Origin of the sequence: Lysinibacillus sp. G4S2 (assembly GCF_030348505.1) — a bacterium.
In the GTDB taxonomy this organism is placed as follows: Bacteria; Bacillota; Bacilli; order Bacillales_A; family Planococcaceae; genus Lysinibacillus.
The window spans coordinates 4435820-4449629 of sequence record NZ_JAUCFJ010000002.1 but is presented as its reverse complement, the minus strand read 5'-3'; the positions used below and the strand labels follow the sequence as shown (position 1 = coordinate 4449629).

The 13810-nt window shown below is 34.1% G+C and carries 18 protein-coding genes and 1 pseudogene; 11 read left to right on the top strand and 8 right to left on the bottom strand.

The window, feature by feature from the left end; all coding sequences use genetic code 11:
• Window positions 1–322: 322 nt before the first annotated feature.
• On the bottom strand, window positions 323–748 hold the full coding sequence (locus tag QUF91_RS22715) for a PhoU family transcriptional regulator (protein WP_289419421.1): 426 nt from the start codon (window positions 746–748) through the stop codon (window positions 323–325).
• Window positions 745–1323 (bottom strand): DinB family protein, encoded by a 579-nt coding sequence (locus QUF91_RS22710; protein ID WP_289419420.1) that lies wholly within the window; start codon window positions 1321–1323, stop codon window positions 745–747. Before QUF91_RS22710 ends, QUF91_RS22715 begins: the two co-directional genes overlap by 4 nt.
• A 761-nt stretch (window positions 1324–2084) precedes the next feature.
• Between QUF91_RS22710 and QUF91_RS22705 the strand changes: the two genes are divergently transcribed.
• Together QUF91_RS22705 and QUF91_RS22700 are read left to right on the top strand one after the other, a co-directional pair.
• A complete protein-coding gene (locus QUF91_RS22705; protein ID WP_289419419.1) occupies window positions 2085–2582 on the top strand; it encodes a GNAT family N-acetyltransferase in 498 nt (165 codons plus the stop codon).
• A 317-nt stretch (window positions 2583–2899) separates the two neighbouring features.
• Complete coding sequence (locus QUF91_RS22700; RefSeq protein ID WP_289419418.1) at window positions 2900–3052, top strand: hypothetical protein; 153 nt, start codon at window positions 2900–2902, stop codon at window positions 3050–3052.
• A gap of 163 nt (window positions 3053–3215) precedes the next feature.
• On the opposite strand, the gene QUF91_RS22695 is transcribed toward QUF91_RS22700, so the two are convergent.
• Together QUF91_RS22695 and QUF91_RS22690 are read right to left on the bottom strand one after the other, a co-directional pair.
• A complete protein-coding gene (locus tag QUF91_RS22695) occupies window positions 3216–4721 on the bottom strand; it encodes a hypothetical protein (protein ID WP_289419417.1) in 1506 nt (501 codons plus the stop codon).
• Between the two features lie 672 nt (window positions 4722–5393).
• The gene (locus QUF91_RS22690; RefSeq protein ID WP_285399314.1) at window positions 5394–5678 is read right to left on the bottom strand and encodes a hypothetical protein; all 285 of its coding nucleotides are present in this window, start codon (window positions 5676–5678) and stop codon (window positions 5394–5396) included.
• A 244-nt stretch (window positions 5679–5922) separates the two neighbouring features.
• Here QUF91_RS22690 and QUF91_RS22685 point away from each other — a divergent pair, with 244 nt between their 5' ends.
• Window positions 5923–6153: a hypothetical protein gene (locus QUF91_RS22685; protein ID WP_289419416.1), complete on the top strand. Its 231-nt coding sequence runs from the start codon at window positions 5923–5925 to the stop codon at window positions 6151–6153.
• A 152-nt stretch (window positions 6154–6305) separates the two neighbouring features.
• Here QUF91_RS22685 and QUF91_RS22680 read toward each other — a convergent pair whose 3' ends face one another.
• On the bottom strand, window positions 6306–6494 hold the full coding sequence (locus tag QUF91_RS22680; RefSeq protein ID WP_289419415.1) for a hypothetical protein: 189 nt from the start codon (window positions 6492–6494) through the stop codon (window positions 6306–6308).
• A 5-nt stretch (window positions 6495–6499) separates the two neighbouring features.
• Entirely contained in the window at window positions 6500–6673 is a 174-nt protein-coding gene (locus QUF91_RS22675; RefSeq protein WP_289419414.1) for a YvrJ family protein, read from the bottom strand.
• 225 nt (window positions 6674–6898) lie between these two features.
• Here QUF91_RS22675 and QUF91_RS28200 point away from each other — a divergent pair, with 225 nt between their 5' ends.
• The 4 genes from QUF91_RS28200 to QUF91_RS22660 all read left to right on the top strand — a co-directional run bounded on the left by QUF91_RS28200 (window position 6899) and on the right by QUF91_RS22660 (window position 8349).
• A complete protein-coding gene (locus QUF91_RS28200) occupies window positions 6899–7000 on the top strand; it encodes a glutaredoxin family protein (RefSeq protein WP_350224368.1) in 102 nt (33 codons plus the stop codon).
• A 285-nt stretch (window positions 7001–7285) separates the two neighbouring features.
• Window positions 7286–7408, top strand: a complete 123-nt coding sequence (locus QUF91_RS22670) for a hypothetical protein (RefSeq protein ID WP_289419413.1) — start codon at window positions 7286–7288, stop codon at window positions 7406–7408.
• Between the two features lie 144 nt (window positions 7409–7552).
• Window positions 7553–8143: a sigma-70 family RNA polymerase sigma factor gene (locus QUF91_RS22665; RefSeq protein WP_289419412.1), complete on the top strand. Its 591-nt coding sequence runs from the start codon at window positions 7553–7555 to the stop codon at window positions 8141–8143.
• A 5-nt stretch (window positions 8144–8148) separates the two neighbouring features.
• On the top strand, window positions 8149–8349 hold the full coding sequence (locus tag QUF91_RS22660) for a hypothetical protein (protein ID WP_289419411.1): 201 nt from the start codon (window positions 8149–8151) through the stop codon (window positions 8347–8349).
• Window positions 8350–8621: 272 nt separating this feature from the next.
• Here the strand turns inward: QUF91_RS22660 and QUF91_RS22655 are convergent, their stop codons facing one another.
• Window positions 8622–9254 (bottom strand): LexA family protein, encoded by a 633-nt coding sequence (locus tag QUF91_RS22655; RefSeq protein WP_289419410.1) that lies wholly within the window; start codon window positions 9252–9254, stop codon window positions 8622–8624.
• 365 nt (window positions 9255–9619) lie between these two features.
• On the opposite strand from QUF91_RS22655, the gene QUF91_RS22650 reads away from it, so the two are divergent.
• The gene (locus QUF91_RS22650) at window positions 9620–10021 is read left to right on the top strand and encodes a hypothetical protein (protein ID WP_289419409.1); all 402 of its coding nucleotides are present in this window, start codon (window positions 9620–9622) and stop codon (window positions 10019–10021) included.
• 179 nt (window positions 10022–10200) lie between these two features.
• On the opposite strand, the pseudogene QUF91_RS22645 reads toward QUF91_RS22650, so the two are convergent.
• A pseudogene (locus QUF91_RS22645) lies at window positions 10201–11507 on the bottom strand (IS1380 family transposase); the annotation flags it as partial.
• Window positions 11508–12871: 1364 nt separating this feature from the next.
• Here QUF91_RS22645 and QUF91_RS22640 point away from each other — a divergent pair.
• Genes QUF91_RS22640 through QUF91_RS22630 form a run of 3 tightly spaced genes read left to right on the top strand, consistent with a single transcriptional unit; the run spans window position 12872 to window position 13795 of the window.
• Complete coding sequence (locus QUF91_RS22640) at window positions 12872–13180, top strand: hypothetical protein (RefSeq protein WP_289419408.1); 309 nt, start codon at window positions 12872–12874, stop codon at window positions 13178–13180.
• A gap of 32 nt (window positions 13181–13212) precedes the next feature.
• Window positions 13213–13395: a hypothetical protein gene (locus tag QUF91_RS22635; protein ID WP_289419407.1), complete on the top strand. Its 183-nt coding sequence runs from the start codon at window positions 13213–13215 to the stop codon at window positions 13393–13395.
• Window positions 13396–13447: 52 nt separating this feature from the next.
• Window positions 13448–13795, top strand: a complete 348-nt coding sequence (locus QUF91_RS22630; protein ID WP_289419406.1) for a hypothetical protein — start codon at window positions 13448–13450, stop codon at window positions 13793–13795.
• Window positions 13796–13810 lie beyond the last annotated feature (15 nt).

The following is a 13810-nucleotide window of genomic DNA, read 5'->3' as shown; positions in this document are numbered from 1 at the left end:
TTTTAAATAGTCGTCTCTGAGGGGGAAAACTAAACGAGACCGTCATGTAGATTTCGCGCAATCTTCGTACCACAAGCATAAGTATTAAAGAAAAAACCTTTGAAGGATTTTAACCCTCAAAGGCTTTTCTAGATGCTGGTTTTATTAGATACCTTCAATGAAAATATATAAACAAACATATAGGCACTATTAACATTTTTAAGCTTATTACAAATAAACCCATTCTAACCACCTATAATAAACGACACAAAAACAGTAATCCAAAAAATAAGTGTTATCCCGATAGATTTTCAAATTTCTTTACTTTAGTTAAGGCATAAAATCACTTACTAGCAGGAAAGCTAAACGGCTCAGCATCAGGAGTAACAACATATTGCTGCGTCTTACCATTTTCACCTTTATAAAAATAAGAATACATAATGGCTTTTTTATCAATAAAGTTTATGTATAGCTGATAATCAAGTTTGCCACTTGTAATTTCATCGGCTACAACTTCTAAGCTTGGGTTATACTCTAATTTATTATGTTTAGCTGAATCGTACAGCCATGTTTCTGTATGATCAACGACATCTGCAAGAACTTCCTTACCAAATACCTCTCTAACCTCATCGTACGATAAACCAACCTTTGCATTTTCCTCTACAAATTCTTTTGTGATGAAGAGTTCTTTATTTGAATTAGTCCCTTCTTCATTTGAACAAGCTACAAGAAAAAGTAAGAGACAAAGACATACCAATAGTTTTTTCATTTCACAACCTCCAATTTACTGGACGTTACTAGCCTTTTATATTGCCCTTCCATAATTTTAAAATGATGCATTTCATGGATGGCAAGTAGCTGAATAGATTGGATAAGGTTAGGGTAGTGGGCGAGGGGGTCTGGAAAGACGATATGCCCGGCTATATCCTCCTCAATATCTTTTACTAATTCTTTCAGTGCATTTGTCTCGTTTACTAATAATTGTTCGATTTCGTCGCTGTTCAGCGTAAAACGTATTTTTGCGGGAGGCACTAATATTCCTGGTGCTCTCATGCCTCTTCCTTTTCTGTTTTTAAATTCTTCGTAAACATTATGTATTTCAGTGGCGAAAGGCTTGTTTCTTCGCATTTTCGCGTAAGGGGTAAGTAGTAAGGAGTACTTTGTTGCAGTTTTCAACATTTTTAGTATTAGATAAAGGTGATAGAAATGTTCACCGATAGACCATTTTCCTTCTTTCTCACTATGCCACAGTTGTTCCTGCGAGAGTGATTGAATACAAGGAAGGTAGTGAGAGCGCTGTTCCTGTAATGTATGAAAATGATTTGCTATACTGTTAGATTTCATATATTAGATTCTCCTTTGTGCTGTTGTTTCCATTTTAGGGAACTACCTTATAAAAGTACATTAAACACTATTGGTAATTGTCAATAAAAATGAAAAGTCGTAGGAGGAAAAAGGATGGATATTAGATTTTTAACAGCTGCAGATGTAAGGTTCTTATACGATAAGGGTATTTGATCAAGAAGAATTAATGGGTGTTGCAACTTTGGTTCAAGAAAACAAGTTGAAGTTAAAGCGTAAAGCGAGCAAACTTATAAAGTTATTTGCATTCCTTTGATTTTAATATATAGTAGTAAATCAAAAGTATCCCTGCTAGAAAAAGGCAAAAAAGGCTTGCTAATTTTTCATTTTGGATGTCAAACGGGAAATTTAATCCTGTCCACATCGTTCCAATACCTGTAACAAAAAACACTATAAATAAAAAAAATACAAAAGATTTCATTAAAGGCCTCTCTCCTTCTTTGTAATCTGTAAATATGAAGTACAATAAATCCCTAAATTACTTTTTATTTCTTGAGTTTGTCTATTTCATTCATAAGGAGAAAAGTTAAACTTTCGCCTTCTTTATATATATCATATTAACCTTTTTCAACTGAAATATCCAATATTTTCAATTTCGTAAAATGATACGCCATATTGTTAGATTTTATATTTTAGATTCTCCAATATGCTGTTATTTCCATTTTAGGAAACTTTGTGATGAAAGTGCATGAAACATTATTTATAATTGTCAATAAAAATGAAAAGTCATAGGAGGGAAAAGGATGGATATTAGATTTTTAACAGCTGTAGATGCAGAAGTATATCGGAATTTAAGATTGGAAGGGCTACAAAATAATCCTGAGGCATTTGGTTCTAGCTTTGAGGAGGAGAAGGATTATCCGATTGAGATGTTTGCCAATAGATTTGAATCACAAGGTTCTTATACGTTAGGTGCATTTGATCAAGGTGAATTAGTAGGCGTTGCAACTTTGGTTCAAGAAAACAAGTTGAAGTTAAAGCATAAAGCGGGCATTTTTGCTGTTTATGTTTCCCCTAAAAAGCGTGGTCTTGGCATTGGCAAGAAATTAATGGTTGAAGCAATTAACAAAGCAAAAGAGTTAAAGGGAGTTGAGCAGCTTAATCTTACGGTTGTATCAACGAATGCTTCAGCAAAAAGACTGTATTGTTCTTTAGGATTTGAAGTATTTGGGACAGAGAAGAGGGCATTAAAAATAGGTCAACGATATTTTGATGATGATTATATGGTTTTGTTTCTTTAACAGGCGTGTTGATTAGGAAAAAATAGGTTTATTATTGATCGATGAAAGGGTTTTTCTTGTTGCTATTTAGTGTCGAGCCCCAAAACAGAATCGCTAAAGCTACTTTCGTTCGTTTTATAGGAATACTTTGAAGATTTATCGAAACTAAATCGCTCTTTATCGAAACTATTTGAGCTTTTATCGAAACAAAATCTCATTTTATCGAAACTATTTGGGCTTTTATCGAAAAACAAGCTCTTTCTATCAAAGAAATCAACCACATGTTATGATGAAGAGCTTGTAGTGTAGGGCTACTCGACGCTCGCTAGCAGGAAGCCTTGCTCTGTGCGAAAGCGACAGCGACAAAGCGAGTAGCCCGTAGCGGAATACGTGCTGTGTGGCACATGACAGATGTTATGATGTCTTTGGATATGGAGACAATTGCTCTGACTACTCCCACAGCTAAAGCAGCGGGGTTCTTATATACTTAAAAGAAGCGTTACAAAGCTCTCCACAGATGGTGTTGCCATGACCTGTGTACAACATCTTTGATTTATCTTCTGTTCTATAAGACTTTCTTATTTACACAACCGATGTTGTGTTGGCAATAAGTTTTAACGAAGGCAGGTAGCTCTACCTACGGAGGAATAGCCCTCACTTGATTTGTTTGATTCCCATGCTAAGAGGGAATGTTTTCTTTACTTGTCTTAAGTCTTCTATATGTTGATTGTGTAACTCTAAAAAGGTAGTAAACGTTTTATTGCATAAGTCTTGATTCGTTTGTTGTAAATTTGGTTCACTATTCATCAGTAAAAACGCACTATATAAATCTCGTTGTACAAGATGACTTCCAATTTGACTCCAACGTTGATGGAGTTTTTTCTTTTCATAACGATCCGTCACATGGTTATACTGACTGGCTCTAAAGGTGATCGTATTTACTTTCTGTATCGTTTGCTTTGTGTAACCTAATTTTTGATGGATGATTTCCACTAGCATCGCAGGGGCATGATTCCCAATGCTTTTTCCAAAACGCTTTTTGGATTGGATTTTACCCTGTATATTTGTTTTGGTTTCTTTTGTACGCTTTGCTAATCCTTTAAAATGCATGGTTTCGATGTACACCTCATCGCCAAGAGACAAGATTTTATTGACTAACGCACCATGTTTTTCTTTGATGTAGGAAGCTTTCTTTCTATTTAATTCTTTTATTTGTTTTTTTGTTTTTTGATAGTTTTTACTATATGTCCAACGGAGTTTGACGCCATGTTTAATAGTACCATCCTTGTTGAAATTGTTAGGATTGGTACTTCTACGACTTCTATCCAATTTGCGTAATAAACGTCTTTTTTGTTTCTCCAATAAAGGTACTTCTGGCGCAAGTTGTTGGATGAAAACAGTTTCTTCTGAAACAACCGCAATGGTAGAAGGACCAATGTCAATACCTACCCGTTTTTGTTTTTGATAGGCATGTCGAAAGGCTCCTGTAGATGGAATTCTCTTTGCAGGAGGAACCCCATCCATCACGAGTTGTACGTAAAAAGTATGTACTCCACGAATCACTTTTTTGACTAGACGACAATAATTAATGGTATGAAGAGCAAGGGATTCTTCTACAAATAAATCTTGTTTGCGAATACGAACAGGAAGGGTTAATCCGTTCCAATAGACAACATTCTCTTTAAATCGAATGCCTGCTTTATTAGATTTCCCTTCTACAGAATGAAGCATTCCGTAACGTTTAAAATGTGCTTTGCTCCCTTTAAATAGAACATCCTGAACCGCTTTCCAAACAGTAGAGGCGATTTTCTGGGAAGTATTGCTATCTATATGTTTTTTATAGTTATGTTGATGCTTTTTAATATACGCATGCAGTTGATTTTCACTTAATCCAAAAGATTGACGAATGTTATTTAATTCTTTTGCAGTCTGCTTCAATTCTTTTGAATCATTAGATTTTTTCGCTATTTGATAGCAACGTAATTGTTTTCGATAGAGTTTTGATTCTTGCATCAAAGTATATTGTTTTACTGCATAAGACAAAGTCGTATTATAGAGTGTACGGGCAATTTCAAAACGTTTTAATAGGATATCCTTTTGCCATGTATCTATAAGTAACTTGAGTTCTATAATAAAACAATCTTTTTTCGATTTCGTCATTACCCGTCACTCCTTTATTTTTTGATTATTCACAATATACAACAAAAACATACGTTCTGTAAAGAAAAGCACTTCATTCCTCCCAGCTCTGAAGAAGTGGGCTTCCTGAAGGTCAATTCTGTGATAAAGAGTTGGTCTCTTGTGTTTCAGGTCATACAACTGCAGCCGTAGCAGCAATTCGTGCATTCTTCGGACCCCAAGCAATATTCTGTTAGTATGAATGAAAAAGCCTTTGAAGGAATCAACCCTTCAAAGGCATTTCTAGACGCTTTTTTGAATAAAATTATGTTCAATGAAAATATATAAATACAAGCATATAGACACTATTAACATCCCTAAGCTTATGACAAATAAACCCATTCCACTCCAACTACCTATAACAAACGACATAAGAACAGCGATTCCCCAAAAAATAAGTGTTATCATGGTAGCTTTTCTTTTATTTTTAACGACTAACATACTTATCACAAATACTATCACATTAGCAAGAAAACCTATACCAATTGGAATTAGAATATCCATTTTCTTATCCCATTCCTTTCTTTGCTTCGTTTAAATAAGTTTTAGCCTAACTCTTATTGTGTATTATACAAAAAATGAAAAAGAATCAATATGGATTAAAAATACTCCCTTTAGATAAGCTAATCTGTCTAACTAATAGGGAGTATTTTTTTATGACGAGCTCCAATGAAATAGTAAAAATAAAGCAATGAATAAAATGATAACAGCAATAATAAAAGCGATGTAGGTACTAGCTTTACCTGTTTTATTTTTCATTAACTTTAAACTCAGCACTATATTGATGATTGATAATGGGAATGCTAGCCAAACTCCTAAGTTGCCTATAAGTTCAATTTGAATTGGTGAATGATTGTAAAAATAATAATAGGTGATACCTAAAATAAGTAAAATTGTCAGCACAATATTGATGGATGCAATTTTATTGTTGCTGATCATAATCCCCTCCAATCAATCCCTTTATGACTTATAGTATGCTTGAAAAAATAATGTGATAAAGAAATTCAGATTCATGGATTTGATTATGATGATTAAGTACATACTATCATTTTTACATATTTTGGGCAATGAGGTGGGGAGTGGGTCATCACCAAAAGTTGTGGATGACATTTGTTAAAACATATGCCATGTATTAATTGATCTTCGTTCCGACTGGGCGACTCCTTGGGGATTAGCGTTACAGATGAGACCCTGCGGCGTGCATGTAGAGGAACGAAGACTAAGAGCATCACATCCTGGTTTATCGAAACAAAATCGCTCTTTATCGAAACTATTTGAGCTTTTATCGAAACAAAATCTCATTTTATCGAAACTTTTTGGGCTTTTATCGAAAAACAAGCTCTTTCTATCAAAGAAATCAACCACACGTTATGTTGAAGAGCCAGGGGAGTGGAGCACAGTTTATTTCAATTGAATAAAACCATTTCCAACCTGATTGATCGAGTCATACACATACTTAGGCATCAAATGCGGACATCCGGGTCACGAAAAAGATTTAAGATAAACACCCACCAAATTTAGGTAGTCCAACCCCTAAATTATTCGGTGGGTTTATTTGTAAATAGATCATATTTCCTTATCTTGAGGCTGACAATATTCCCTCAATAAATTAGAAGAAATACTGGCATTTTTTATAAGATTTATTAGTAAATCGCGTTCTTTTGGAGTCAGACTGTCATTCGTTAAACAATTTGAATAAAATGATTGAACTTCTCTTGCTTTACAGTAACAAGTCATTAATTTTTCAATTCCCATGTGGATCACCCTCCTTTTTTGTAATTAAGAGATTTTATAACTTCAGATAACTCCATGATGACAGCTTCTAAATTATCAATTTTCCTTTCAAAACGAATGAACAGATAGACTGTTAGGGCAATTGGGAATCCAAAATTTCCTATTAAGCTTATCCACATTGGAACATTTTCCGGTGTCATAATGTAAACCAACTCCTTCTCACTCTAAAATAGTAGTACAAGGTGATACTCCGATCCGAGGAAGTTGTTGCAGAACTGCTAGGCTATATCACCATAATTTAAACTGTAATATGTAAAGAGGATCCTTCCTTAATAAAAACAACCTGACAGTTTAAAAATATTATTTTGTGATGGTTTCATTTCTATTGTGTTTGTCCTCTTTTTAGAAAAAAGGAGGACTTTAAAATGAAGTATGCTATAACGGTATTTTCAAGCGATGGATGTCAATATTGCGTTAGGTTAAAGGAATGGTTAGAAGAAAATAATATAACTTACCAAGTGTGTTGATTAGGAAAAAAATAGGTTTATTATTGAGTGGTAAAAGGATTTTTTCGTTACTGCTTTTCCGATATATTTCCATTTTAACTGATTGTAGCGTAGGGCTACTCGACTCCCGCGGGAAAGCGAGACAGACGAGACCCTGCACGGAGCAGAGCGGAGGAAGCGGCTCGACGCTCGCCCGCAGGAAAGCGAGTAGCCCGTAGCGGAAATCAGCCTCTTTGAATGTATAAAAATGGTTAATCAACACGCCTGATAACTTACATCAATAAAGATATTACTGATGAGCATGTATTGAATGAATTTAAGCAATATGAAATCAGCGCTATCCCATTTACTTTATTAGTCACTGATAGTAAAGAAGAGAGAATTATTGGTTATCAGCTAGAAAAAATAAAAGCTATTTTAGATATTTGAATTAGTTGGTTTAAATCACCTTTTTTGTATAAAAGGTGTTTTTTTTATTCGTTTTAGGAACATTTGTTCTTGTTTTGGTTTATAATATAGAGACTACATTCACTTTATATAGAAAGAAGGCGGATATTTAGGAGGGATTATTAAATGGATAATGATAGCCAAAAAATAGAGGAGTTCTTTTACAAAAATAATGAACGGGTTAACAATCCAATTATAAAAAGCTTTTTGTCGGATGCTAAAAATCTTTATTTGGTGCAAAAAGCGATCTTAAATCCAACTGATAGTAATAAGAAACTCGTTGATGAATCTTTTCAGGCTCACTATATAAATATTAGGAAGATCAAATATGTCAGTAATTTGATTCATTTTTTTAGCCTAGATTTTGATAAAAAAAGAAGAAGGCTACAAAATCGTTCTTTATTAATATTGGATAAGGGCTTATCAGAAGAAGGTGGCACGACAGCAAAAGAGCTAATCGAGGATGAAAGCAATGAAAAGGAACTTAATAATATAGTCGGTGATGGGTTATTGGACAATATTGAAGATGAACAGCTTTTGAAGTCCTTGCAAAAGTTAACAGTGAAACAGCTTCAAATTTTGGAGCTGATTTATGTAAAAGATCTTTCTACAAAAGAAATCGCACAAACGTTACAAACAACACCACAGAATATATCAAATCTTCACAGGAAAGCTTTAAATAAACTCAATAATACTCTCAGAAAAAAGGGGGACTGATTTATATGACGAACTTAGAGAACCAACACATCAAAGAGACTCTTACAATTATAGAGAATTTCACACCTAGAATTAAACAATGTCTGTACAATACAGACTATCAAGAAAGGGAAGACTTGGAACAAGAAATTAAATTAAAAATTATAGAAAAGCTGGCAACAGTAAAGTTTCAGAATGTACCTAGTTTTTGGGATTTTTTTTCATGATCTTTATGAGAAAATACACCTGAATTCAAGTAGGCATTTTAATAAATAAAAAGACAGAAAAAGAGCATTGAGCCTTTAACTTGCTCTTTTTTGATAGTCTTTATTTAATGCTGAGATGCTTTAAACAATATATTTTGCAAAGTTTCAACATTGAACAAAGCAGATGTTAGAACCCTTCTTTTTTTATGTAATTTAGCTTGAAATTTATGCCGCAAAAAAAAGAACAGCCTTTGAGCTGCCCTTGCATAAAAATATAAAATTTCACATGGTACTTATAGTGTAACTTTAAAACTGATAGCTTTTCCAATAATTTTTGCTGGATTATTTTCGTCTACTATATAAGGTTCATGCTTTGGATTATCTGGCATAAGTAAAATGGTATTACCTTGTTTTTTAACACGTTTAAGAGTTGCTTCTGTATCTCCATTTACAAGTACGGCCGCTATCTCGCCGTATTCGATTTCACTTTGCTCTCTTATTAATACTTTAGAACCGTTTGGAATAGTAGGTTCCATTGAATCACCTTTGGCTACTAAAGCAAAAATATTTCCTGTGGGTAATAATTCCGAAAATTCATACATATATCCTTCTACATTTTGGTCCGCTAGTATAGGCTCTCCACAAGCAATAGTACCTATGATTGGAATTTTCACAAAGTTTGGTTGTACTTCTATTAAATTTGTTGGCTGCTCTTCTGTTAAATCAGAACGCCTAATATTAAAGTAGTCCGCCATTAACTGAATTTTATCTGGTCTTGGATATGTGCTGGCTTTCATCCAATTCGAAACGGTTGTTTCAGGTAAATTTAAATCTCTAGCCATATCTGTTTGATTTAAACCTCTTTTATCCAATTGATGTTTTAAGTTTTTTGAGAAAAAGATCTTTAGTGTATCCGATTTATTCAAATTAAGCACCTCCTTAATTACAATAATACCGGTAATGAGTAGTGGTGTAAACTAATTAATACCTTTTAAAAGTATTCCGGAACTTGACTATACCATTTAAAGGTAGTATAGTAAAACTGCATTGTGGAAGATATTGATTTAACATTAACAGAATCTATAAGAAAAGAACAAGAGAGGGGATTCAAAATGCGATTAAATAAGGAGATGCTTATAGGGAAAGGGTATAGAGAGAAATGTCTTACATAAAATTAGTTAGATAAAAAATTTTAGATAATAGTACCGTTTAAAGGTATTTTGTCTTTGGAAATGATTTTAGCCTATTGTTCTGGTTAATTAAACAAATAAAAATAAAGTGGGTGCTTTGTATGTACGAATGGTTGCGAGATTATCAGCAAATTGAAGATGAAATTGTTTATTTGGAATATAGTCTAGAAAGATCACAAAGAGAATTGAAGCGTTGGATCAGTGGTGATTTAGCCGGGGTAAAGCTTACTGCAGAATCTGATGGAGCGAAACTAGAGGAACGCATAGAACGAATTGAAAGAGAGTTACAAATTAAGCTTACTGAACAGAAGAGTTTTATGGAGCTTATTAGTAAGTTCAGTGGGTTGAACCATAAAATTTTAAAATTAAAATATGTGGACGGTATGACATTAGAAGAAATAGCTGAAGATTTAAATTACAGTGCAAGCTATATTTATAAAAAGCATGCAGAAATTGCTAAGATGATTAAATTTGCTCACGAAATAAAACTTACACATTGTTAACATAATCAAACCTGAATTATTCACCAGAATCTAAAATTTTGAGAACTTCAGAAGATTTATAATGCTAAGGTCAATTTGTATGATGAAAATAGCCAGGTGAGAGAAGGCTTAAAACGAACCTTGGGAGAAAATCGATTTTTGGGCAGACTCTTCCCTTTGTGCGAGTTCGATTTTAAAAAAGTGATTTTTAGCTGCTGTACTCGAGTCAGCACGTCCCAAAAGAAGTGTTCATACAAAACTCGAGGACATTTTGAAAAAGAGGGAGCGTCCAGTTTTCACCAATTTACTCGCTACTTTGATTAGACGTGTGCGAATGGTTTGGATTTGAAGCCCTTTATTCGCTTTCGGGAAACTGAGTGTACGTAACCAGTTCGTGAAGTTATAGGCAAGTAGACTTAACATCATATGTGCTTCATTGATAATGAAATCCTGGCTTTTCATCTGATCAAAATCGAAGCCATCCTTCGCTTCTTTGATGAAATTTTCCATGGTCTTCGCTTTTGATAGGACGTGACAATCCCTTGAGGTGAAAAACTTTCACCGAGACTCGTCACAAAAAAGCATGCGAAAAAAACAGTTCACCTGCTGGACGAGTGGACTGAATAATAATACGCCGCGGTTTCGACCAAGAGGATGCTTGATAAAGACTCCTCTACATAGCTTTCTGTTACGGATACATCCCAAATTTCGTGTGTTGGTTATAATTCTTCTGCAAGAGCTTTTAACTTGGGGTTTAGTACACGGATTCCTTCTCACATAATTCATATAGATCAGGCACCGCAAAGCCACTATCACCACGGACAAGATATGATTTTTCGGGAAAAACTTCGTTATAATGCTCGATGAGTGGACGCATAAAATCCACGACACCATTGGAAGTATAAACGTTTCCTGGACGTAATTGTGCTTTCAAGAAATTACCTGTTAGCCCATCAAATGCGACAAGTGGATGGAAGTCCACTGTACGGTAATGCGCATTGTAGGATGAACGTTCTTGATTCCTGTATGTATCGGCATGTGTGGAGTCTAAATCAAAAATCAGTGCTTTTGATTGACGAGCGTGATGAACTTTATCAAGTAACGCCTGATTCGCATCTGAAGTTGATGAAGTGCTTGCGTGTCAAAGGCTTGAAGAATCTTGATAACGACGGTTGAGAAGCGAGTGCAGGTGTACCAAGCACTTGTGTGAAAATCAGATCATGTGTTAAACGGTCCGCTGCATCATCCTCATGATAACCTGCGATAAGCTGATAAATTTTCTGACGAGGAAGCTGGTCATTTTCATGAATGCAATACTGCGTTCATCTTTTAATTGGAGATGCTTAGTGATCGTTTGAGAAAAGCTAATTTTTTCATCAAACTCACGGAAAATCAATTCCCCTGTGTCAGAAGAAAGCGCGCCTCCATCACTAGATAATTTAATGGAACGGTTTTTAAAGTAGTCTCCATAAGAATCCTTTCTTGAGACGGTTTTGTTTAGTTGCAAGAACCTTAACAGAAATGGATTCTTTTTTCATCTTTTAAGTGAAAAAGAGAATCCCACGGAAAAGCCGATAAGTCAACTTTTCCGTGGGATTTTGTGCTGGTTGGTGAATAATCTAGGTTAAAGTATGAATAGAAGAGATTGATTTGCCGAGATATGATAGTAGTGAAAAAATACGGTTAATGAACAACATAATCTTAGTTGGAGATCACTTGAAAGAGAGTGATCTTTTTTAATGTAAGGTACTGGAAAAGCGAGCTTTCCCTCAACTGACACTCAGTAGTATGAATAGAAACGATTGAAAATCCATTATATGATGGTAGTGTAAAAGTTCGGTTAAAGAACAACATATTCTTAGTTAGAGATCACTTGAAAAAAGTGATCTTTTTTAATGGCGGTACTGGAAAAGTGAACTTTCCCTCAACTAACACTCAGTAGTATGAATAGGAACGATTGAAAAACCATTATATGATGGTAGTGTAAAAGTTCGATTAAAGAACAACATATTCTTAGGTGGAGATCACTTGAAAAAAAGTGATCTTTTTTAATGGCGGTACTGGAAAAGTGAACTTTCCCTCAACTAACACTCAGTAGTATGAATAGAATATTGAAAATCTATTATAAGATGGTAGTGTAAAAGTTCGGTTAAAGAACAACATATTCTTAATTAGAGATCACTTGGAAAAAGTGATCTTTTATAATGGAAAGTGCCAATAAAGTGAGCTTTCCCTCAACTGACACCCAGTAGTAAGAATAGAAACGATTGAAAATCCAGTATATGATGGTAGTATAAAAGTTCAGTTAATGACAACATATTCTTAGTTAGAGATCACTTGAAAGAAGTGATCTTTTTTAATGTAAGGTACTAGAAAAGTGAACTTTCCCTCAACTGACACTCAGTAGTATGAATAGAAACGATTGAAAATCCATTATATGATGGTAGTGTAAAAGTTCGGTTAAAGAACAACATATTCTTAGTTGGAGATCACTTGAAAAAAGTGATCTTTTTTAATGGAGGTACTGGAAAAGTGAACTTTCCCTTAACTAACACTCAGTAGTGTGAATAGTATTGATTGAAAATCTATTATAAGATGGTAGTGTAAAAGTTCGGTTAAAGAACAACATATTCTTAATTAGAGATCACTTGGAAAAAGTGGTCTTTTTTAATGGAAAGTGCCAATAAAGTGAACTTTCCCTCAACTGACACTCAGTAGTATGAATAGAAACGATTGAAAATCCATTATATGATGGTAATGTAAAAGCTTGATTGATGAATGACGTTTACAGCAATAGGTAAATAACTATCAGCTAGAGACCACTCAAAATTGAGTGGTTTTTGCTCATAAAAACTAGAAGGGTGTGAGTAGATGGAGCCTATTTACGTAAAGTGCAATAAATCTTGTGGTCATAAATTTTATGTTCAACATTTTAAGAAAGACAAGCTTTACCAGACAATTGAGAAAACATATTTTACTTGTCCACACTGTGGTAGAGAGTATGTATGTTTTTACACGGATGGTAATACACGTAACCTTCAAACTGAATTAAGAGAGGTGCATCGGGAAATGAAATGGATTGAAAAAGATGAGTTAGATAGGCTGAAGAAAAAAGAGTCTACATTAAAACAATTGATTTCAAATAGTATGTCTAGTGTTAGAAAATTGATTGAAGGCTAATTGAATCAGTGCTTTGAAAGGAGGTGAAAAAAGTGAATAAGGACGCAAAAATGAAAACGTCTACTGATTTATTTTCAGTAGGCGTTTTTGATTATTCAAAAATCGGTAATAATAAACAGCTTTTCAATACCGAAAAACCAACAACGTTAGAAATCTTACTTTATTTAAGAAGTTCAATATTTCAATCACTGAAAGGAGATATCTTTAGTATCTAACATGTTTGTCTACAGATTTACTACATTCACAAAAGTAGATTAGGAGAAAAATATGAGAGATCTAATGAATCATATACCTACTATATTAGAGCCATTAGGTCTGCCCATTATCTTTAATGGATTTCCTACAGGCTCAGAAAAGCCAAATCAGTTCATCACTTTTTTAGAAATAAGTGCAAAGCCAAACTTTGAAGTGGATGGAAATGAACTTGAAATTGAGCGGATCATACAAATCAATGTCTGGTCCAATTCGAATTACCATCAGCTTACAGAGAGCATCAAACAATTGATGGGACATGCAGGCTATGAACGAATTTTAGAGTTTGATGAACCATATACCACAGGCGAGTCTCACTATAATAGAGTTCTAAGATTCGTCTTTTTTGAAGAACAATTATAAAAAATTAGGAGGTCA